General features: G+C 72.1%; 12 protein-coding genes. 7 read left to right on the forward strand and 5 right to left on the reverse strand.

Annotation, left to right across the window (positions count from 1 at the left end):
- Nucleotides 1-63: 63 nt before the first annotated feature.
- Nucleotides 64-1,311, reverse strand: coding sequence for an Ig-like domain-containing protein (locus ACIBTS_RS11085; RefSeq protein ID WP_399318372.1), 1,248 nt, complete (start codon nucleotides 1,309-1,311; stop codon nucleotides 64-66).
- A 153-nt stretch (nucleotides 1,312-1,464) separates the two neighbouring features.
- Between ACIBTS_RS11085 and glgX the strand changes: the two genes are divergently transcribed.
- Nucleotides 1,465-3,714, forward strand: a complete 2,250-nt coding sequence (gene glgX / locus ACIBTS_RS11090; RefSeq protein WP_399318374.1) for a glycogen debranching protein GlgX — start codon at nucleotides 1,465-1,467, stop codon at nucleotides 3,712-3,714.
- 33 nt (nucleotides 3,715-3,747) lie between these two features.
- Here glgX and ACIBTS_RS11095 read toward each other — a convergent pair whose 3' ends face one another.
- Genes ACIBTS_RS11095 through ACIBTS_RS11110 form a run of 4 tightly spaced genes read right to left on the reverse strand, consistent with a single transcriptional unit; the run spans nucleotide 3,748 to nucleotide 7,354 of the window.
- Nucleotides 3,748-4,404 carry a response regulator transcription factor gene (locus tag ACIBTS_RS11095; protein WP_319676414.1) on the reverse strand — a complete coding sequence of 219 codons (657 nt, stop codon included), beginning with the start codon at nucleotides 4,402-4,404 and terminating at the stop codon, nucleotides 3,748-3,750.
- Nucleotides 4,397-5,668 (reverse strand): sensor histidine kinase, encoded by a 1,272-nt coding sequence (locus ACIBTS_RS11100; RefSeq protein WP_399318376.1) that lies wholly within the window; start codon nucleotides 5,666-5,668, stop codon nucleotides 4,397-4,399. Before ACIBTS_RS11100 ends, ACIBTS_RS11095 begins: the two co-directional genes overlap by 8 nt.
- Before the next feature lie 25 nt (nucleotides 5,669-5,693).
- On the reverse strand, nucleotides 5,694-6,428 hold the full coding sequence (locus ACIBTS_RS11105) for an ABC transporter permease (protein WP_399318378.1): 735 nt from the start codon (nucleotides 6,426-6,428) through the stop codon (nucleotides 5,694-5,696).
- A complete protein-coding gene (locus ACIBTS_RS11110; protein ID WP_399318380.1) occupies nucleotides 6,425-7,354 on the reverse strand; it encodes an ABC transporter ATP-binding protein in 930 nt (309 codons plus the stop codon). Before ACIBTS_RS11110 ends, ACIBTS_RS11105 begins: the two co-directional genes overlap by 4 nt.
- Nucleotides 7,355-7,548: 194 nt before the next feature.
- Between ACIBTS_RS11110 and ACIBTS_RS11115 the strand changes: the two genes are divergently transcribed.
- The 6 genes from ACIBTS_RS11115 (at nucleotide 7,549) to ACIBTS_RS11140 (ending at nucleotide 19,104) form a co-directional block, all read left to right on the forward strand.
- Nucleotides 7,549-9,360: an ABC transporter ATP-binding protein gene (locus tag ACIBTS_RS11115; RefSeq protein ID WP_399318382.1), complete on the forward strand. Its 1,812-nt coding sequence runs from the start codon at nucleotides 7,549-7,551 to the stop codon at nucleotides 9,358-9,360.
- Entirely contained in the window at nucleotides 9,357-11,219 is a 1,863-nt protein-coding gene (locus ACIBTS_RS11120) for an ABC transporter ATP-binding protein (RefSeq protein WP_399318384.1), read from the forward strand. Before ACIBTS_RS11115 ends, ACIBTS_RS11120 begins: the two co-directional genes overlap by 4 nt.
- 36 nt (nucleotides 11,220-11,255) lie before the next feature.
- Complete coding sequence (locus ACIBTS_RS11125; RefSeq protein ID WP_399318386.1) at nucleotides 11,256-13,004, forward strand: ABC transporter transmembrane domain-containing protein; 1,749 nt, start codon at nucleotides 11,256-11,258, stop codon at nucleotides 13,002-13,004.
- Nucleotides 13,001-14,851: an ABC transporter ATP-binding protein gene (locus ACIBTS_RS11130; protein WP_399318388.1), complete on the forward strand. Its 1,851-nt coding sequence runs from the start codon at nucleotides 13,001-13,003 to the stop codon at nucleotides 14,849-14,851. Before ACIBTS_RS11125 ends, ACIBTS_RS11130 begins: the two co-directional genes overlap by 4 nt.
- 247 nt (nucleotides 14,852-15,098) lie before the next feature.
- Nucleotides 15,099-17,144 (forward strand): M4 family metallopeptidase, encoded by a 2,046-nt coding sequence (locus ACIBTS_RS11135; protein ID WP_399318390.1) that lies wholly within the window; start codon nucleotides 15,099-15,101, stop codon nucleotides 17,142-17,144.
- 286 nt (nucleotides 17,145-17,430) lie between these two features.
- Nucleotides 17,431-19,104: a M4 family metallopeptidase gene (locus tag ACIBTS_RS11140; protein ID WP_399318392.1), complete on the forward strand. Its 1,674-nt coding sequence runs from the start codon at nucleotides 17,431-17,433 to the stop codon at nucleotides 19,102-19,104.
- Nucleotides 19,105-19,122 lie beyond the last annotated feature (18 nt).

A 19,122-nucleotide genomic window follows, 5' to 3' on the forward strand; every position in this document is an offset into this window, starting at 1 on the left:
TCCCAACTAGGACTGTGCGAACACGGGGAAGGTTGCACAGGGAACGAAGCCATTTCGGCAAGGTCATTTCACGGCACTGCCCGCGATCCACTCCTTCCAGCTCAGGTTCCAGCCGCCGAGTCCGTTGTCGGGAGCGACCTGCTTGTCCTTGCTGTGGACGACCTCGACGACGTCCCCGACGAGGCTGCGGTCGAAGAACCAGCCCGCGGGCGTGTCCGAGCTGCCGCCCTTGACGTCCCTCAGCCCCACGCAGCCGTGGCTGACGTTGGCGTTGCCGAAGACGTCCTCCTCGGCCCAGTAGTTGCCGTGCAGGAAGGTGCCGGAGTTGGTCAGCCGCATGGCGTGCGGCACGTCCGGGATGTCGTACTCGCCCTTGCCGTCGGCCTTCTTGAAGCCGACGGTGGCGCCGTTCATCCGGGTCAGTTCCAGCATCTCGGTCACCACCATCTTGCCGTTGTAGGTGGTGTTCTTCGGCGCCCCGGCGGTGATCGGCACGGTGGTCAGCAGTTCGCCGTCACGCCGCACCTGCATGGTGTGCTCGGCCGCGTCGACCAGGGAGACCTGGCTGCGCCCGACGGTGAACGAGAACGACTTGCGCTGCAGCCCGTAGACGCCGGGCGCCCCCTCGACGTCGCGCAGGCCGAGCGCGACGGTGACGCGGGTGCCGGGCGCCCAGTACCGCTCGGGGCGGAAGTCGAGGCGGGTGGCGCCGAACCAGTGCGGCCGGATCTCCACCGCCGGCTCGGCCGTGACCCGTACGGCGCGTTCGACCGCGGCCCGGTTCTCGATCTCCCGGTTGAACTCCAGCGAGACGATCATGCCGGTGCCGACGACGGCGCGGTTGTCGGGGGTGACGTAGCCGATGAAGCGCTCCCCGGGGACGTAAGTGGTGAACGTGCTGTGCCGGGCCGAGCGGTTGCCGTCGCCGTCCACCGCCACGACGTCGACGGTGTAGCGGGCGGCGAGCCCGAGCCGGTCGTCGTCCGGCCGCCAGCTCAGGCCGTCCGCGGCGACCTTGCCCGGCACCTCGGCCTCCTGCGCGTCCTGCGAGCGGACGACCTTCACCGACTCCAGCCGCCCGTCGGGCACCCGCACCCGCAGCCCCTCCCCCGGCCGCACGCCCTTGGCGCCGTCCGCCGGGGTGACGCGGATGACGTCCTCGGGAGCCGGGGGTTTGCCGAGCATCCGGTCGATGCCGCTCCGGCTGTCTCCGCCGGTGCAGCCGGCGGCCCCGGCCAGTAGTCCTGCCCATGTCAGTACGGCGGCCAGTGCGACCCCCGCGCGCCGTGCGCGCCCATGTACGTGCCTCACGGGGTGCCCAACGACCGGGCACGCCCCGGGGAAACGTGAGTGCGAGGGCCGCTCTGGGCAGAAATGGGGGGGAGGACGACATCACGGGGAGCCGCGGCGGGACACCGCGCGCTCTTTGCCCACGTCGTTCCATGAGCCGCGGGAGGCGAGCCGGTGTCCAGCGCAGCCGAGCAGGAGGCGGTGGCGGCGAAGCGCGCCGCGCCGGACACCGTCGTGAACGGTGCGTCGCGCAAGGTGCCGGGCCCACCCGTGCGGCCGGGCGCGCCCACCCCGCTGGGCGCCCGCTTCCGGGTCGGTCCGGACGGCGTCGCGGGCACCAACTTCGCACTGTGGGCGGGGGGCGCGGAGGCGGTCGAGCTGTGCCTGTTCGACGAGGCGGGACGGGAGACCCGCGCCCCGCTCACCGAACTCACGCACGAGATCTGGCACGGCTTCGTGCCGGGCGTGATGCCGGGCCAGCGCTACGGCTTCCGGGTGCACGGCCGCTGGGACCCGTGGACCGGCGCCCGCTGGAACCCGGCGAAGCTGCTCCTGGACCCGTACGCCCGCGCGGTGGACGGCGCCAAAGGAAATGATTACAGCAGGCTGCCGCCGGAGGTGTACGGGCACGTCCGGGACTGGCCCCAGCAGCAGGTCGCCGACACCGTCCGCGACGAACGGGACTCGGCACCGCACGTCCCGAAGGGCGTCGTCGTGCACGATGACGACGACTGGGCCGACGACCGCCGTCCGAAGACCCCCTGGGCGGACTCGGTCATCTACGAGCTCCATGTGCGCGGCTTCACCCGACGGCACCCGGGGATTCCGGAGCACCTGCGTGGCACGTACGCCGGACTGGCCCATCCGGCGGCCGTGGACCACCTGGTGAGGCTGGGTGTGACGGCGGTGGAGCTGCTGCCGGTCCACCAGTTCGCCCACGAGGACCATCTGCTGCGCCGCGGCATGAAGAACTACTGGGGCTACAACTCGATCGGCTACTTCGCCCCGCACGCCGCCTACTCGGCCACCGGGACGACGGGGCAGCAGGTCGGCGAGTTCAAGCGGATGGTGCGCGCGCTGCACGCGGCCGGGATCGAGGTGATCCTCGACGTCGTCTACAACCACACGGCTGAGGCCGGCGAACTGGGCCCGACCCTGTCGCTGAAGGGCATCGACAACCGCGGCTACTACCGCCTCCAGTCGGACGCCCGCCGTTACGCCGACTACACGGGCTGCGGAAACACCCTGCACGTCGTCCAGCCCCATGTCCTGAGGCTGATCACCGACTCGCTGCGCTACTGGGTGACGGAGATGGGCGTGGACGGCTTCCGCTTCGACCTGGCGGCGGCGCTGGCCCGCTCCATGCACGACGTCGACATGCTGTCCCCGTTCCTCGCGGTGATCGCGCAGGACCCGGTGCTCCGGCGGGTGAAGCTGATCGCGGAACCGTGGGACGTGGGCTCGGGCGGCTACCAGGTCGGCGCCTTCCCGCCCCTGTGGACGGAGTGGAACGACCGCTACCGCGACGCCGTACGCGACTTCTGGCGGCACGCGCTGCCGGACGTACGGGAGATGGGCTATCGCCTGTCGGGTTCCAGCGACCTGTACGCGTGGGGCGGCCGGCGCCCGTACGCGTCGGTCAACTTCGTGACGGCGCACGACGGCTTCACCCTCCGCGACCTGGTGTCCTACGAGCGCAAGCACAACGAGGCCAACGGCGAAGGCAACCGGGACGGCACGAACGACAACCGCTCCTTCAACTGCGGGGCCGAGGGCGACACCGCCGACGAGCGCGTACTGGCCCTGCGGCGACGGCAGTTGAGGAACCTGCTGACGACCCTGCTGCTGTCGACGGGCGTGCCGATGCTGGTCGCGGGCGACGAGCTCGGACGCACCCAGCAGGGCAACAACAACGCCTACTGCCAGGACAACGAGACCAGCTGGCTGGACTGGGGCCTGCTGGAGGAGCCCGGCTGGCGGGCGCTCTTCGACCTCACGTCGCGGCTGATCGCCCTGCGCCACCGGCACCCGGTGCTGCGCCGCCGGGCCTTCTTCTCCGGGCGGGCGCACTCGGCGGACGGGCTGCGGGACCTGGCCTGGTTCACCGAACGGGGCACGGAGATGACGGAGGGCGACTGGTACGCCCCCGCCGCGACCCTCGGCATGTACCTCTCGGGGCGGGACATCCCCGGCCGCGACGAACAGGGCGCGCCGATCACCGACGACAGCTTTCTCGCCGTCCTGCACGCCGGTGACACTCCGGTGGACTTCGTCCTGCCGGGGCCGCCGTGGGCGGAGCGGTACGAGGTGGTCGTCGACACGTCGAGCGAGGAGCAGGGGGAGGCGCCGGGGGTGACGCATCCGGCGGGGGTGGCGGTGACGGTGCCGGGGCGGGCGGTGCTGTTGTTGCGGGTGGTGGGGTGAGGGGGCGAGTTCACGAACCGCCGCGTCGCGCGCTCACCGCCGCCCCCGGCCCAGGATCCCCCGCTCGTACGCCGTCGCCACCGCTGCCGCGCGGTCGTTGACGCCCAACTTGGCGTACAGATGGGTGAGATGGGTTTTGACGGTGGCCTCGCTGATGAACAGCTCGCGGGCGATCTCGCGGTTGGACGTGCCCTTGGCGACCAGGGTGAGGACCTCGTGTTCGCGGGCCGAGAGAGGCTCGGCCGCGGGTGCCCGGGGCGTGCGGACCGCGGAGACCAGGCGGGTGGCCACGGCGGGCGACAGCACCGTACGGCCTTCCGCCGCCGCCCGGACCGCCGTGAACAGCTCGTCCCTGGGGGCGTCCTTCAACAGGTAGCCCGTCGCGCCCGCCTCGATCGCGGGGAGGGTGTCGGAGTCGGTGTCGTAGGTCGTCAGGACCAGGATCTTCGAACGCGCTCCGCGGCGGGTCAGTTCGCGGATGGCGTCCACCCCGCCGCCGCCCGGCATACGGAGGTCCATCAGGATCACGTCCGGGTCGGCCGTCGCCGCCGTCGCCACCGCCTCCACTCCGTTCGCCGCCTCGCCCACGACCGTGAAGCCGGCGGCGGACTCGAACATGCCGCGCAGACCGTCCCGTACGACGGGATGGTCGTCGACGATCAGCAGCGTGATCAGGGGTGCGTCACTCATGGCGGATCAACGGTACGTGAGCCGACAGCGCCGTGCCCTGCCCCGGGGCGGACTCGACGGTCAGGGCGCCCGAGACGCGTTCGGCGCGGGCCCGCATGCCGTCGAGGCCGAAGCCGCCCGTCCGGGTGCGGGGGCGGGTGCGCACGGCGTCGGGGGCGAAGCCGACGCCGTCGTCGCGGATGTCGAGGATGACCTCGTCGCCCAGGTAGGAGAGGGTGACGCCGACCCGGGTCGCCCCGGCGTGCCGCGACGCGTTGGAGAGGGCCTCCTGGGCGATGCGCAGCAGGGTGGCGGCGATCTCGTCGTGGAGCTGCTCGGCCGTGCCCGTGATCGTGAACTCGGCGCGTACGCCGGTGCGTTCGCCCCATTCGACGACCGTCTTCTTCAGGGCCTCGGGCAGTCCGTCGTTCTCCAGCGCCACCGGGGCCAGGTTGTGCACGGAGCGACGGGCCTCGCCGAGGCTATGCCGGGCCAGGTCCATGGCGCGGTCGGTGTGTTCGCGGGCCTGGTCCCGGTCGGGCGTGTTCGCGACGACCTGGAGCTGGGCGATGATGCCGGTCAGGCCCTGGGCGATGGTGTCGTGGATCTCGGCGGCGAGCCGCCGCCGTTCGTCGGCGACCCCGGCCTCCCGTGCCTGGACGAGGAGTTGGGCGTGAAGGGCGGCGTTCTCATCGAGGGCCTGCTGCAGGGCGGCGTTGGTGCGTTCGAGTTCGGCGATGGTCGCGGTGCGTTCGCGGGCCCGCTGCATCTCCTGCTCGGTGAGATGGGCGACCACCATCTGCAGGCCCGAGTTGGCGACCAGCAGCGCGCCGAAGACGGCCCACTGCACCCCGCTCCCGAACGGCATCCCGCCGGCCTGCGCGCCGGCCACGGTGACCGCGCTCGCCAGCAGCCCGAGCCGCTGCCACCGCCTGCCCGGGATCGTCTCGTCGGCGTCCATGTAGCCGGCGGCGGCGTAGAACGCGAAGAACGGGTTGATCCAGGTGAGGACGAAGGCGAGGGCCCAGCGGACGACGTAGTACGCCGTCCCGGTCCGGGACGGCGTACGGCCGCGGCCGGGCCGGCGCACCCGCACGCCGTGCCACCACAGCTGGAGCGCGACCGCCGTGCCGAGCAGGGCCCAGGCGGTGTACCACTTGGCCGGGGAGGCATGGGGGTCGGCGGTCGCGAGCGCGGGGACGAGGCCGATGCAGAGCAGCGCGTACGGCCCCCAGGTGTGCAGTTGGTCCCAGCGCCGGTCGATCTGGCTGTCCACCGCGGTCATGTCCCCAGTCTGCACGGAACCGCCCCTACTCCCAGCGGAACCAGCGACTTGCCGCACCCGTCAGCAGCAGGATCCACACCGCCAGCACGCCCAGGTGGCTCCAGCCCGGCCAGTGCCCGGCCGCCGCCTGGTTCAGTGCCTGCGCGGCCGCCCCGAACGGGGTGTAGCCGACGATCCGGGCGAGCAGGTGCGGCATGGACTGCACCGGCGCCCACACGCCGGCGCAGAACATCGACGGGAAGAACACGGCCGAACCGATCGCGCCCGCGATCTTCGTCGTACGGGACAGGGCCGCCACCACCGATCCGAGAGCAAGGGCGGCCAGAACGGCCAGCAGCAGGGCGAGGACGTATCCGAGGGGCTGTTGCGGCAGGCGTACACCGAAGCCGAGCCGCCCGACCGCGAGGGCGAGCAGCGCGGAGACCAGGGCGGCACCGCCGTACACCACCATCTGCGCGGACAGCAGGGCGCTCGGCCGGACCGGCGTGGTGGCCATCCGGCGCAGGATGCCGCGCTCCCGGTAGCCGGTGAGGGTCTGCGGCATCGCCTGCAGACCGCCGACGATCATGCCGAGCAGCACGGCGACCGGGACGTAGACGTCGATGGTGCGCAGACCGCCGAGGTCGGACTGGTGGTCCCGGAAGGACGGGATGGAACCGAGGATCACCAGCAGCAGGGTCGGGAAGAGCAGGATCCAGAAGATGGCTCCGGGTTCGCGGCGGAAGAGGCGGACCTCGGTCCTCAGTACGGCGGTGCTCATGCCGCACCCTCCTTCGTGTCGGCGTTCGTCTCGGCCTTCGTCAGGTCGAGGAACGCGTCGTCGAGCGTGGCGTCCAGGACGCGCAGCTGATGGGCGGTGATGCGGTGGCGGGCCAGGAGGGTGATGACGGCGTTGACCGTCTCGTCTGTGCCGGAGAGGGTGATACGGCCGTCCTTGTGCTCGACGGACGCGAGCGCGGGGAGGACGGCGAGGTCACGGTCGTCCAGCGGGGCGGAGGGGGTGAAGCTGATGACGGTGGCCCCGGCCGAGCGCCGGATCAGTCCCGTCGGGGTGTCCAGGGCGGCCACCCGCCCCTTGTCGATCACGGCGATCCGGTCGCACAGCCGCTGGGCCTCCTCCATGAAGTGGGTGACCAGCAGGACCGTCACCCCGCCTGCCCGCACGTCCTCGATGAGCTCCCAGGTGTCGCGGCGGGCGCGCGGGTCCAGGCCGGTGGTCAGCTCGTCCAGGACGACGATCCGCGGGTCGCCGATCAGGGCGAGCGCGATGAACAGGCGCTGCTTCTGGCCGCCGGAGAGCTTCGCGAACCGGGTGGACAGCTTCGGGGTCAGACCGAGGCGTTCGGCGAGCGGACGCCAGTCCAGCGGCCTCGGGTAGAAGGAGGCGTACAGCTCCAGGGCCTCCCGGACGGTGAGTTTGGGCTGCAGTTCGCTCTGCTGGAGCTGGGCGCCGAGGACGCGGGCCACGCGCGCGTGGTCGGCGACGGGGTCGAGGCCGGTGACCCGGACCCGGCCCGCGTCCGGCACGCGCAGACCCTCGACGCACTCGACGGTGGTGGTCTTGCCGGCGCCGTTCGGGCCGAGGATCCCGAAGACCTCGCCCTCCTCGACGGCGAAGGACACGCCGTCGACGACCGCACGGCCGTCGTAGGACTTGCGCAGCTCGGTGACTTCGATGACGGGCATGTCACCAGGGTTCCGGTCGGCGCCGGGCCCGCACATCGGCCGGCTCGCTCCACCGCACATCAGCCGATCGGTGGATACGGCGGTACGACCCCTCGAACGAACGGCTCGAACACGCAGTCGTAGGACCAGCGTCCGAGTCCGGTCCGGCCAAAACTCGGTGGGCGTTGTCAGTGCCGGTCCGTAGGCTCGCGGTGATGGCCAGTACACGTGCAACCACCACCCCCGACCGCTCCGCCGTACGCTCGCTGCTGCGCCTGTGGCCGTACGTGCGTCCCGCACGGCTACGGCTGTTCACGGCCGCCTTCGTCGCCGTGCTCGCCTCCTGTACGGGCCTGGTGATCCCGCTCGTCCTGAAGTGGATGGTGGACGGCCCCGTGGCCGACCGGGACACGGCCGGCGTCTGGCTGGGCGCGCTCGGCCTGCTGCTGCTCGGGTTCGCGGAGGCACTGCTGTTCGGGGCGCGGCGCTGGCTGGTGGCGCGTCCGCTGTCGCACGTCGAGGCGGAGATGCGGGCCGAGTTGTACGCGCGGCTGCAACGGCTGCCGGTGGCGTTCCACGACCGGTGGGCGTCGGGGCAGCTGCTGTCCCGGGCGACGGCCGACCTGGGGCTGCTGCGCATGTTCCTCGCCTTTCCGCTGACGTTCCTGCTGGTCAACTCGGTGACGATCCTTCTCGGAGTCGTCATCATGCTGATCCAGGACTGGACGCTCGGGCTGGTCATCCTCGGCCCGGCCATCCCCGTCGTCGTGATGTGCGTGTACTTCGAGAGCCGGTACGCGGTCGTGGCGCGGCGCGCCCAGGACCAGGTCGGGGACCTGACGACGGTGGTCGAGGAGAGCGTCCTCGGGATCAGGATCATCAAGGGCTTCGGCCGGCACCGCAGCCAGGCGCGGGCCTTCCGGGAACTGTCGTCGACGCTGCGCGGCACCGAGCTGGGCAAGGCCCGGCTGCTGGCCACGATCTGGGCCGTGATCGTGACGCTGCCCGAACTGGCGATCGGGGCCGCGCTGGTGCTGGGGGCGGTGCAGGTGGCGGACGGCGAGCTGTCCGCGGGCACCCTGGTCGCCTTCCTGTCCACCGCGCTCGCGCTGCGCTGGCCGGTGGACTCCATCGGGTTCCTGCTGGCGATGAGTCAGGAGGCGGCCACGGCCACGGAACGGTACTTCGAGGTGATGGACGAACTGCCGGAGGAACCCGGCGGCTTCGACGACCGTGCGTCCGGCTCCGAGGGCGGCGGCGGACTGCGTTTCCACGACGTCACCTTCCGCTACCCCGACGCGGCCCCCGACTCCCGGCCCATCCTCGACGGCGTCGACCTGCACATCCGGCCCGGTGAGTCCATGGCGCTGGTCGGGGCGACCGGCAGCGGCAAGACCACCCTCACGGCACTCGTCCCCCGGCTGCACGAGGTGACCGCCGGGCGGATCACACTCGACGGCGAGGACATCACGGCGATGCCCCGCGAGGAGCTGCGCGCGCGGGTCGCCGTCGCCTTCGAGGAACCGACCCTGTTCTCCGCGAGCGTCGGGGAGAACGTCCTCATGGGGGCGGACGACCGGGCGGGCGCCGAAGAGCTGGAGCGGGCCCTGGAGGTGGCACAGGCCGAGTTCGTGCGCACCCTGCCGCAGGGCGTCGACACCCAGGTCGGCGAGCAGGGGCTCAGCCTCTCCGGCGGGCAGCGGCAGCGGCTCGCGCTGGCCAGAGCCGTGGTCGGACGGCCCCGGTTCCTCGTCCTCGACGACCCGCTGTCCGCACTGGACGTGCACACCGAGGCCGCCGTGGAGGCCGCGCTGCGGCAGGTCCTCGCCGACACCACCGCGCTGATCGTGGCCCACCGCCCGTCCACGGTGCTCCTCGCCGACCGCGTCGCCCTGCTGTCCGACGGGCGGGTCACCGCCGTCGGCACCCACCACGAACTGCTGCGCACGAACGCCGAGTACGCCCACCTCATGTCCGGAGACCAGTCCCCCACCCTGTCCGGGGAACAGGAGGCCGACCGCCGATGACAGCCCCCGCCACCGCCTCCCCCGAAACCGCCGACGACGACCAGGAGGCCCCCCTGCGGGCTTCCGCCGACGACCCCTTCGACCGGGATGTCCTGCCCACCCCGCCCGGGGCCACCGGCGCGCTGCTGCGGTCCCTGCTGGCCCCCATGCGGGCGCGCGTCGCCCTCACCACCCTTCTGCTGCTGCTCCAGCAGGCGGCCGTGCAGGCGGGCCCGCTGCTGGTGGCGTACGCCATCGACCGTGCCGTACCGGCGTTCCGGGCCGACGACCGAGGACCGCTGGTCGCGGTGGGCGTCGGCTATCTGCTGTGCGCGCTGGCCTCGGGCGCGCTGCAGTACGCGTTCCTGATCGTCTCCGCCCGCGTCAACCAGGACGTGCTGCTCGACCTGCGCGGCCGGATCTTCCGGCACGCGCAGGCGCTGAGCCTGGACTTCCACGAGCGCTACACCTCGGGCCGGCTCATCTCCCGCTCCACCAGCGACGTGGAGGCCCTGCGCGAGCTCCTCAACGAGGGCTTGCAGGAACTCGTGACGGTCGTGCTGTCCTTCCTGTTCATCTCCGCGATGCTGCTCTGGCTTGACCTGGGCCTGGGCGCCGTCGCGGTGGCGTCTTTCCTGCCGCTGTACCTCCTCGTCCGGAGCTACCGGCGGCGCGCGGGCCGGGTGTTCACCGCCCGGTCCACGGCGATCGCCGCGGTGATCGTGAAGTTCGTGGAGACGATGAACGGCATCCGGCCGGTGCGCGCGTTCCGCCGCGAGGCCGTCAACGAGGCCGGCTTCCGGGTCCTGAACCGGCGGCACGAGCGGCGCAACGGCGACGCCCTGCTGGAGATGGCCCGCTACGTCGTCGCGTCGCGGCTGGTCGCCAACACGGCGGTCGCGGCGATCGTGCTGTGGGGCGCCATGCGGGTCGCGGACGACTCGCTGGAGCTGGGGGTGCTGGCGGCCGCGGTGCTCTATCTGCGGCGGCTGTACGACCCGATCGACCGGCTCGGCATGTTCCTCAACTCCTACCAGTCGGCGGCCGCCTCGCTGGAGAAGATCGCCGGCCTGCTCGCGCAGACGCCGTCCGTGCCGGAGCCCACGGCGCCGAAGGAACTCCCGGCGCTCGCCGGCGAACAGCCCGGCCGGCAGGTCGTGTTCGACGGGGTCTCCTTCGGCTACCGCACGGGCGGCGAGGTCCTCCCCCGATTCGACCTGACCCTGCCCGCCGGGCAGACCGTCGCCGTGGTCGGCTCGACCGGCGCCGGCAAGTCCACGCTGGCCAAGCTGCTCGCCCGCTTCTACGACCCCTCGCGGGGCCGGGTGCTGCTGGACGGGGTCGACCTGCGCGAGCTGCCGGTGCCCGAGCTGCGGCGCGGGGTGGTCATGGTGACGCAGGAGGCGTTCCTGTTCTCCGGCACGGTCGCCGAGAACATCTCCATCGGGCGGCCGGACGCGAGCCGGGAGGACGTCGAGCGGGCCGCGAAGGCGATCGGCGCGCACGAGTTCATCAGCGCCCTGCCCGACGGCTACGACACCGACGTCCGCAAGCGCGGCGGCCGTATCTCCGCCGGGCAGCGTCAACTGGTGGCTTTCGCAAGGGCGTTGCTCGCCGATCCGGCGGTGCTGATCCTCGACGAGGCGACCAGCTCGCTCGACGTCCCGGGCGAGCGGGCGGTGCAGGCGGCGATGGCGACGGTGCTGAAGGGCCGTACGGCGGTGGTGATCGCGCACCGGCTGTCGACCGTGGAGATCGCCGACCGGGTCCTGGTCATGGAGCACGGCCGGATCGTGGAGGACGGCAGCCCGGCCGAACTGATCGCGGGCACCGGCCGGTTCGCGGACCTGCACCGGGCCTGGCGGGACAGCCTGGCGTAGACATTCAGGGGGCCGGGGGGCCGGAAGGACGAGTGGATGATCGACGCGTACGAGGATCCCGGCACGCCCGACTGCCGCGGCGGCTGGGCGTATCTGGCGTGGCTGGTGCGCTGCCAGCCGTGGCGGTCGCTGACGGGGGCGGTACTGGCCAGCGTCTGGATGGTGCTGATGGCCGTGGAGCCGTACCTGCTGTCGAGAGCGGTGGACGACGGGCTGGAGCCCGGTGACACGGCCGTGCTGGCCGGCTGGACGGCCGCCATGGTCGCGGTGGGCGCGTTCAACGCGTGGGTGAGCATCATGCGGCACCGCACGATGACGCGGGTGCGGATGGACGGCTTCTTCCGCACCACCAAGGTCGTCGTCCGGCAGACGGTGCGGCTCGGCGCCGGGTTGTCGCGGCAGGTGGGGGCCGGGGAGGTCGTCACCATCGGGGTGGGTGACGTGCACACCATCGCGGGCTCGCTGACGGTGATCGGACCGGGCGTCGGCTCGGTCGTCGTGTACGTCTTCGTCGCCGGGCTGCTGCTGTCCGTGTCGCCGCTGCTGGCGGCGGTGGTGCTGCTGGGGATGCCGGTGATCGCGGTGCTGGTCGGGCCGCTGATGGCGCGGCTGCAGGGAGCGGAGGCCGAGTACCGGGAGCGGCAGGGCGTCCTCACCGCGCGGATCGGCGACCTCGCGGGCGGGCTGCGCGTGCTCAACGGGCTCGGCGGCAAAGGGCTGTTCGCGGACGCCTTCAACCGTGACTCGCAGCGGCTGCGAGCGCAGGGCTACCGGGTCGGCGCGGTCACCAGCTGGATGCAGGCGCTCGGGATGGGCCTGCCGACGCTGTTCCTCGCGGTGGTGACCTGGCTGGCGGCCCGGCTCACCGCCCAAGGGGACCTGACGGTGGGCGAGTTGGTGTCGGTGTACGGCTATGTCGCCGTCCTGGTCGGCCCGGTGGCGTTCCTCGTCGACATGGGCTACGAGCTCAGCCGGGGCGTGGTGGCCGCCGGGCGGGTGGTCCGGCTGCTGCGGCTGGAGCCCGCCCCGGACACCGGGACCGCCGACGCGCCCGCCGAGCCGGCCGTGCTGCACGACCCCGGGTCGGGGGTGCGGGCGACTCCGGGCCGGCTGACCGCGCTGGCCGGCGCGCGGCACGCGGAGGTGACGGCCGTCGTTGACCGGCTCGGCCGGTACGGCCCCTCGGACGCCACCTGGGGCGGGGTACGGCTGGACGCCATGCCGTTGGAGCAGGTCAGGGCCCAGATCCTGGTCGCCGACCACGAGGCCGACCTGTTCGCGGGGACCCTGCGCGAGGTGGTCGCCGGACGAGGTGAGCCCTCCCCGGCGGACCTCGTCCGGGCGGTGCGGGCGGCCGCGGCCGACGACATCGTGCAGGGCCTGGCAAAGGGGCTCGACTCGCCCGTGAGCGCGCAGGGCCGCAGCCTCTCCGGGGGCCAGCGGCAGCGCGTCCGGCTGATGCGGGCACTGCTCGCCGATCCGGAGGTGCTGCTGGCCGTCGAGCCCACGTCGGCGCTGGACGCGCACACGGAGGCGGCGCTCGCGCGACGGCTGCGGGCGGCGCGGGCCGGCCGGACCACGGTCGTCACCACCACCTCCCCGCTGGTCCTCGACCAGGCCGACACCGTGCACTACCTGGTCGACGGGAAGGTCGCGGCGACCGGCCGCCACCGCGACCTGCTGGAACAGGAGCCGGGCTACCGGGAGTTGGTGGCGCGGGACGCCGATGAGCCGGATGACGCCGATGAGCCGGATGACGCCGAAGCGAAGGAGGCCCTGCGATGACGGTGACCGACAGGGCACCGGGCCGGCTGCCGGTCGCCGAGGCCGCCGACGTGCGCCGGGCGGCGGCCCGGCTGGTGCGCGCCGACGGCCGGGCGTTCCCCGGCGTCCTCGCCCTGAACGTGCTCGCCGCGGGGGCCGGGCTCGCCGGGCCGTGGCTGCTGGGACGGATCATCGACGAGGTGCGTGCCGGGCACGGGACCGGCCCGGTGGACCGGCTGGCGGCGACCATCCTGGTCTGCGCGACCGCGCAGTTGCTGCTGGCACGCTGGGCCCGGTACGCGGGACACCGCTTCGGCGAACGCACCCTCGCACGGGTGCGGGAGGAGTTCGTCGGCCGGGCGCTGGCGCTGCCCGCGTCGGTCGTGGAGCGGGCCGGGACCGGGGACCTGACCACGCGCGGCACCGCCGACGTGGCGGCCGTCGGCACGACGCTGCGGGACGCCGGGCCCGAGCTGCTGGTCTGCACGGTCCAGGCGCTGTTCACGCTCGGCGCGGTGTTCGTGATCGATCCGCTGCTCGGTGCGGTCGGGGTGCTCGCGCTGACGCCGATCTGGTTCGCGCTGCGCTGGTATCTGCGGCGGGCGCGCACGGCGTATCTCGCGGAGGGCGCGGCCACCTCGGAGGTCGCCGAGATCATCGCGGCCACCGCGGCCGGGGCGCGGACGGTGGAGGCGTTCCGGCTGCGGGAGCGGCGGACAGCGGCGACCCAGGACGCGCTGGAGAACTCGCGCCGCACCCGCTTCCGCACGCTCCGTCTGCGCACGGTGTTCTTCCCGGTGGTGGAGGTGTCGTACGCGCTGCCGGTGGCGGGAGTGCTGCTGGTGGGCGGGGCGCTGCATGGGCGGGGGGCGATGAGCCTGGGCGCGGTGGTCGCGGCCGCGCTGTATCTGCGCCAGTTCACCGAGCCCCTCGACCAGATCCTGGTGCGTGTCGAGCAACTGCAGAGCAGCGGCGCCTCGTTCGCCCGGGTGGAGGGCCTGGCCCGGGCGCCCCACGCCGAAGCGGAGGGTGCGTCGCCCGTCCCGGCGGACGACCGGATCGACGTCACCGGCGTGCGGTACGCCTATGAGCGCGGCGGCGAGGTGCTGCGCGGGGTCGATCTGACGGTGCGGCCCGGGGAGCGGCTCGCGGTCGTCGGCCCGTCCGGCGCGGGCAAGACGACGCTGAGCCGGCTGCTCGCGGGCGTGGACGCGCCGAGCGCGGGCACGGTGACGGTGGGCGGGGCGCCGGTCGCCGAGCTGGCGCCCGAGACGCTGCGCCGGCAGGTCGTCCTGGTCACCCAGGAACACCATGTCTTCCTCGGCACGGTCCGCGACAACCTGCTGATCGCCGAACCGGCGGCGAGCGACGAGGAGTTGTGGGCGGCACTGGCCGCGGTCGGCGCCGCCGACTGGGTCCGCGAGCTGCCCGGCGGCCTCGACGCCGCGCTGGGCGAGAGCGGGGCCGGGAGCGGTGGCGAGGCCAGTGGCGAGGGCGGGGGCGGTGGCGGTGGCGGCGGCGGCGGCGGTTGTCGTACGGACGGCTCGCAGGCCCAGCAACTCGCCCTGGCCCGGGTGGTGCTGGCCGATCCGCACACGCTGATCCTGGACGAGGCGACGGCCCTGCTGGACCCGACGACCGCCCGGCACACCGAGCGCGCCCTGGCCGCCGTCCTGAAGGGCCGCACGGTCATCGCGATCGCCCACCGTCTGCACACCGCGCACGACGCGGACCGGGTCGCCGTGATGGAGGACGGCCGCCTCACCGAACTCGGCACGCACGAGGCCCTGGTGTCGGCGGACGGCTCGTACGCGGCACTGTGGCGGACGTGGCACGGGGAGAGCGGCGAAGATTTTCGGTCCGTATAACGAACATGAGCTCCCGGACAACGAACCATTTCCGGCCAACTTCCTGACGCGGTCCTGACAGACAGCGCAATCCACTGCCACTCTTCCCACTGCTACGTCACAGCAACCCCACAGTCGCACGCGTTCGACGTGCACGCTCCACGTACCGCCTTTGTTCTGCGTACCGCCTTTGTCGTGCCCGCACGGCTCACCCGCCGTCGGGTCTCCCCTGGCCGCGTGACCCGTGGCCGCGCAGAAGGAGTCAGTGTTGAGCAGCAGTCCCTCTCGCAGACGCACCCCCCACACCACCCCCCGCCGTGCCGCGGCCGTCGCCCTCGTCGGCGTGTCCGCGCTCATCGCCGCCGCCGTGCAGTCCGGCGCCGCGACCGCCGCCCCGGAGAAGGCACCGCAGGCGGCCAAGGGCAACGCGGCCCACGCGGCCCTCGCGCTCTCCCCCTCGCAGCGCACCGAGCTGATCCGCGACGCGGACGCCGCCAAGGCGCAGACCGCCGCGTCCATCGGCCTCGGCTCGCAGGAGAAGCTGGTCGTCAAGGACGTCGTCAAGGACGCCGACGGCACGCTGCACACCCGCTACGAGCGCACCTACGCCGGCTTGCCGGTCCTCGGCGGCGACCTGGTCGTCGACACCGCCGCGTCGGGCGCCACCAAGGGCGTCATCAAGGCGACGAACGCCGCCATCAAGGTCTCCGGGCTCAGCCCGAGCGTCACCGCGGCGGCGGCCGAGCAGCAGGCGGTCAAGCGCGCCAAGGCCCTCGGCGGCACCAGCTCCGCTGCCGACTCCGCGCCCCGCAAGGTGATCTGGGCGGCGAACGGCAAGCCCACCCTGGCGTACGAGACGGTCGTCGGCGGCTTCCAGGACGACGGCACGCCGAACCAGCTGCACGTCATCACGGACGCGGCCACCGGCGCGAAGCTCTTCGAGTACCAGGGCATCAAGACCGGCATCGGCAACACCCAGTACAGCGGCCAGGTCACGCTGACGACGACGCAGTCGGGGTCGAACTACACGCTGAACGACGGCGCGCGCGGCAACCACAAGACGTACAACCTCAACCGCGGCACGTCCGGCACCGGCACGCTGTTCTCGCAGACCAGCGACACCTGGGGCAACGGCACCACGTCGAACGCCGCCACCGCGGGCGCCGACGCGCACTACGGGGCCGCGGAGACCTGGGACTTCTACAAGTCCTCCTTCGGCCGCAGCGGCATCAAGAACAACGGCGTCGGCGCCTACTCGCGCGTCCACTACGGCAACGCGTACGTCAACGCCTTCTGGGACGACAGCTGCTTCTGCATGACGTACGGCGACGGCTCCGGCAACGCCGACCCGCTGACCGCCCTCGACGTGGCCGGCCACGAGATGAGCCACGGCGTCACCTCCAACACCGCGGACCTGACCTACAGCGGCGAGTCCGGCGGCCTCAACGAGGCGACCTCGGACATCTTCGGCACGGGCGTCGAGTTCTTCGCCAACAACGCGTCCGACGTGGGCGACTACCTCATCGGCGAGAAGATCGACATCAACGGCGACGGCACCCCGCTGCGCTACCAGGACAAGCCCAGCAAGGACGGCGCGTCCAAGGACAGCTGGTACTCGGGCCTCGGCAACCTCGACGTGCACTACTCGTCGGGCCCCGCGAACCACTTCTTCTACCTGCTGAGCGAGGGCAGCGGCGCCAAGGTCATCAACGGCGTCAGCTACAACTCGCCCACCTCGGACGGGCTTCCGGTCACCGGCATAGGCCGCGACAAGGCGCTGCAGATCTGGTACCGGGCGCTGACGACGAAGTTCACGTCCACCACCAACTACGCGAGTGCCCGCACCGGCACGCTGGCGGCGGCCGGTGATCTGTACGGCACCACCTCCGCCGAGTACAAGGCGGTGCAGGACGCGTGGGCGGCCGTCGCGGTCGGCGCGCGTTCCGGCGGCGGCACCGGCGGCGGCACCTCCTTCGAGAACACCGCCGACGTATCGATTCCGGACAACGGTGCGGCGGTCACCTCGTCGATCACCGTCTCCGGGCGCACGGGCAACGCTCCGTCGAACCTCGCGGTGGCGGTCGACATCGTCCACACCTACATCGGTGACCTCCAGGTGCAGCTGGTCGCGCCCGACGGCACGGCGTACACGCTGAAGGCGTACGGCACCGGCGGGAGCACGGACAACCTGAACACCACGTACACGGTGAACGCCTCCTCCGAAGTCGCCAACGGAACCTGGAAGCTGAGGGTCCAGGACAACGCGGCTCAGGACACCGGCTACATCAACAGCTGGAAGCTGACCTTCCCGTAGGCCGCGGGCACCGCACAGAACGCCGTCCCGGGCGGGGGTTCGACCTCCCCGGGGCGGCACCCCTCTTTACCGGCCGCTTACCGACGCCCTGTTGTCCCTTTGCCGAGGTCAACTCCGTTTACATTCCGGCAACGTTCACCAGACAGTCGACTTTCAGCCAACATCACTTCGGGGTCCTGACATGTACGCGCCTTGATGTCACTCTTCCTTCACCCGCCGCACAACTTCACACCCGTCACGGACGGCCGCCCCACGCCGCCCGGACCCCCCACATCAAGGAGCTTGTGTGACCTCCCTCTACGCGCGTCACAAGCGCACCACTCTGGCCATCGCCACCGCCGTCGCGGCCGGAGCCCTGGTCACCACCGGCCTGACCGCCGGTACCGCTGCCGCCCAGACCCCGGCGGAGTCCACCGGCAAGGCGGTCCCGCTGGCCGCTCCGGTCCAGCTGTCGGCCGCCGCCCGCACCACGCTCATCCAGCAGCAGCAGGCCGACGCGCCCGAGACCGCTCAGACGATAGGTCTCGGCGCCAAGGAGAAGCTGGTCGTCAAGGACGTCGTGAAGGACGCCGACGGCTCGGTCCACACCCGCTACGAGCGCACCTACGCGGGCCTGCCGGTCCTCGGCGGCGACCTCGTCGTCCACGAGTCCGCCACGGGCGCGGCCAAGGGCGTCACCAAGGCCAACCCGGCCACCATCAAGGTGGCCACGCTGACCCCGAAGGTCGCCACCGCCAAGGCCGAGAAGCAGGCGCTGACCGCCGCCAAGGCCGCGGGCTCGGACTCCACCGCCGCCGACCAGGCCCCCCGCAAGGTGATCTGGGCCGCGAACGGCACGCCCGTCCTCGCCTACGAGACCGTCGTCGGCGGCCTCCAGGACGACGGCACCCCGAGCGAGCTGCACGTCATCACCGACGCGGCCACCGGCAAGAAGCTGTACGAGTACCAGGGCATCGAGAACGCGACCGGCACCGGCAAGACGCTGTACTCGGGCACCGTCAGTCTCACCACCACGCTGTCGGGCTCGACGTACTCGCTGACCGACGCCTCGCGCGGCGGTCACAAGACGTACAACCTGAAGCACACCAGCAGCAACGGCACCGGCACCCTGTTCACCAACACCACGAACACGTGGGGCACCGGCGCCGCCTCCAGCTCCACCGCCGACGTGACCGCGGCCGCCGACGCCGCCTACGGCGCGCAGGAGACCTGGGACTTCTACAAGTCCACCTTCGGCCGCAGCGGCATCAAGAACAACGGCGTCGGCGCCTACTCGCGCGTCCACTACGGCAACGCGTACGTCAACGCCTTCTGGGACGACAGCTGCTTCTGCATGACGTACGGCGACGGCGACGGCAACACGCACCCGCTGACCTCGCTGGACGTGGCCGGCCACGAGATGAGCCACGGCGTCACCGCGAACACGGCCGGCCTGAACTACTCGGGCGAGTCCGGCGGCCTCAACGAGGCCACCTCGGACATCTTCGGCACCGGTGTCGAGTTCTACGCCAACAACCCGTCCGACAAGGGCGACTACCTCATCGGCGAGAAGATCGACATCAACGGCGACGGCACCCCGCTGCGCTACATGGACAAGCCCAGCAAGGACGGCGGCTCGGCGGACTCCTGGTCCTCCTCCGTCGGCAACAAGGACGTCCACTACTCCTCGGGCGTCGCGAACCACTTCTTCTACCTCCTGTCCGAGGGCAGCGGTAGCAAGACCATCAACGGCGTGACCTACAACTCGCCGACGTCCAACGGCTCCACGGTCACCGGCATCGGCCGCGACAAGGCCCTGCAGATCTGGTACAAGGCGCTGACGACGTACTTCACGTCGACGACGAACTACAAGGCGGCGCGCGCCGGCACGCTGAGCGCGGCCTCGGCGCTGTACGGCGGCACCAGCAGCACCGAGTACAAGGCTGTCGCGGCGGCCTGGTCCGCCGTCAACGTCAGCTGAACAAGCGTTAGTTGAGCC

Origin of the sequence: Streptomyces sp. NPDC050121 (genome assembly GCF_044460385.1) — a bacterium.
Classification (GTDB): domain Bacteria; phylum Actinomycetota; class Actinomycetes; order Streptomycetales; family Streptomycetaceae; genus Streptomyces; species Streptomyces soliscabiei.

Coding starts and splice junctions, on each gene's coding strand:
- ACIBTS_RS11095 (WP_319676414.1), bottom strand. CDS start 4,404: ATGAGTGACGCACCCCTGATCACGCTGCTGATCGTCGACGACCATCCC.
- ACIBTS_RS11100 (WP_399318376.1), bottom strand. CDS start 5,668: ATGACCGCGGTGGACAGCCAGATCGACCGGCGCTGGGACCAACTGCAC.
- ACIBTS_RS11105 (WP_399318378.1), bottom strand. CDS start 6,428: ATGAGCACCGCCGTACTGAGGACCGAGGTCCGCCTCTTCCGCCGCGAA.
- ACIBTS_RS11110 (WP_399318380.1), bottom strand. CDS start 7,354: ATGCCCGTCATCGAAGTCACCGAGCTGCGCAAGTCCTACGACGGCCGT.
- ACIBTS_RS11115 (WP_399318382.1), top strand. CDS start 7,549: ATGGCCAGTACACGTGCAACCACCACCCCCGACCGCTCCGCCGTACGC.
- ACIBTS_RS11120 (WP_399318384.1), top strand. CDS start 9,357: ATGACAGCCCCCGCCACCGCCTCCCCCGAAACCGCCGACGACGACCAG.
- ACIBTS_RS11125 (WP_399318386.1), top strand. CDS start 11,256: ATGATCGACGCGTACGAGGATCCCGGCACGCCCGACTGCCGCGGCGGC.
- ACIBTS_RS11130 (WP_399318388.1), top strand. CDS start 13,001: ATGACGGTGACCGACAGGGCACCGGGCCGGCTGCCGGTCGCCGAGGCC.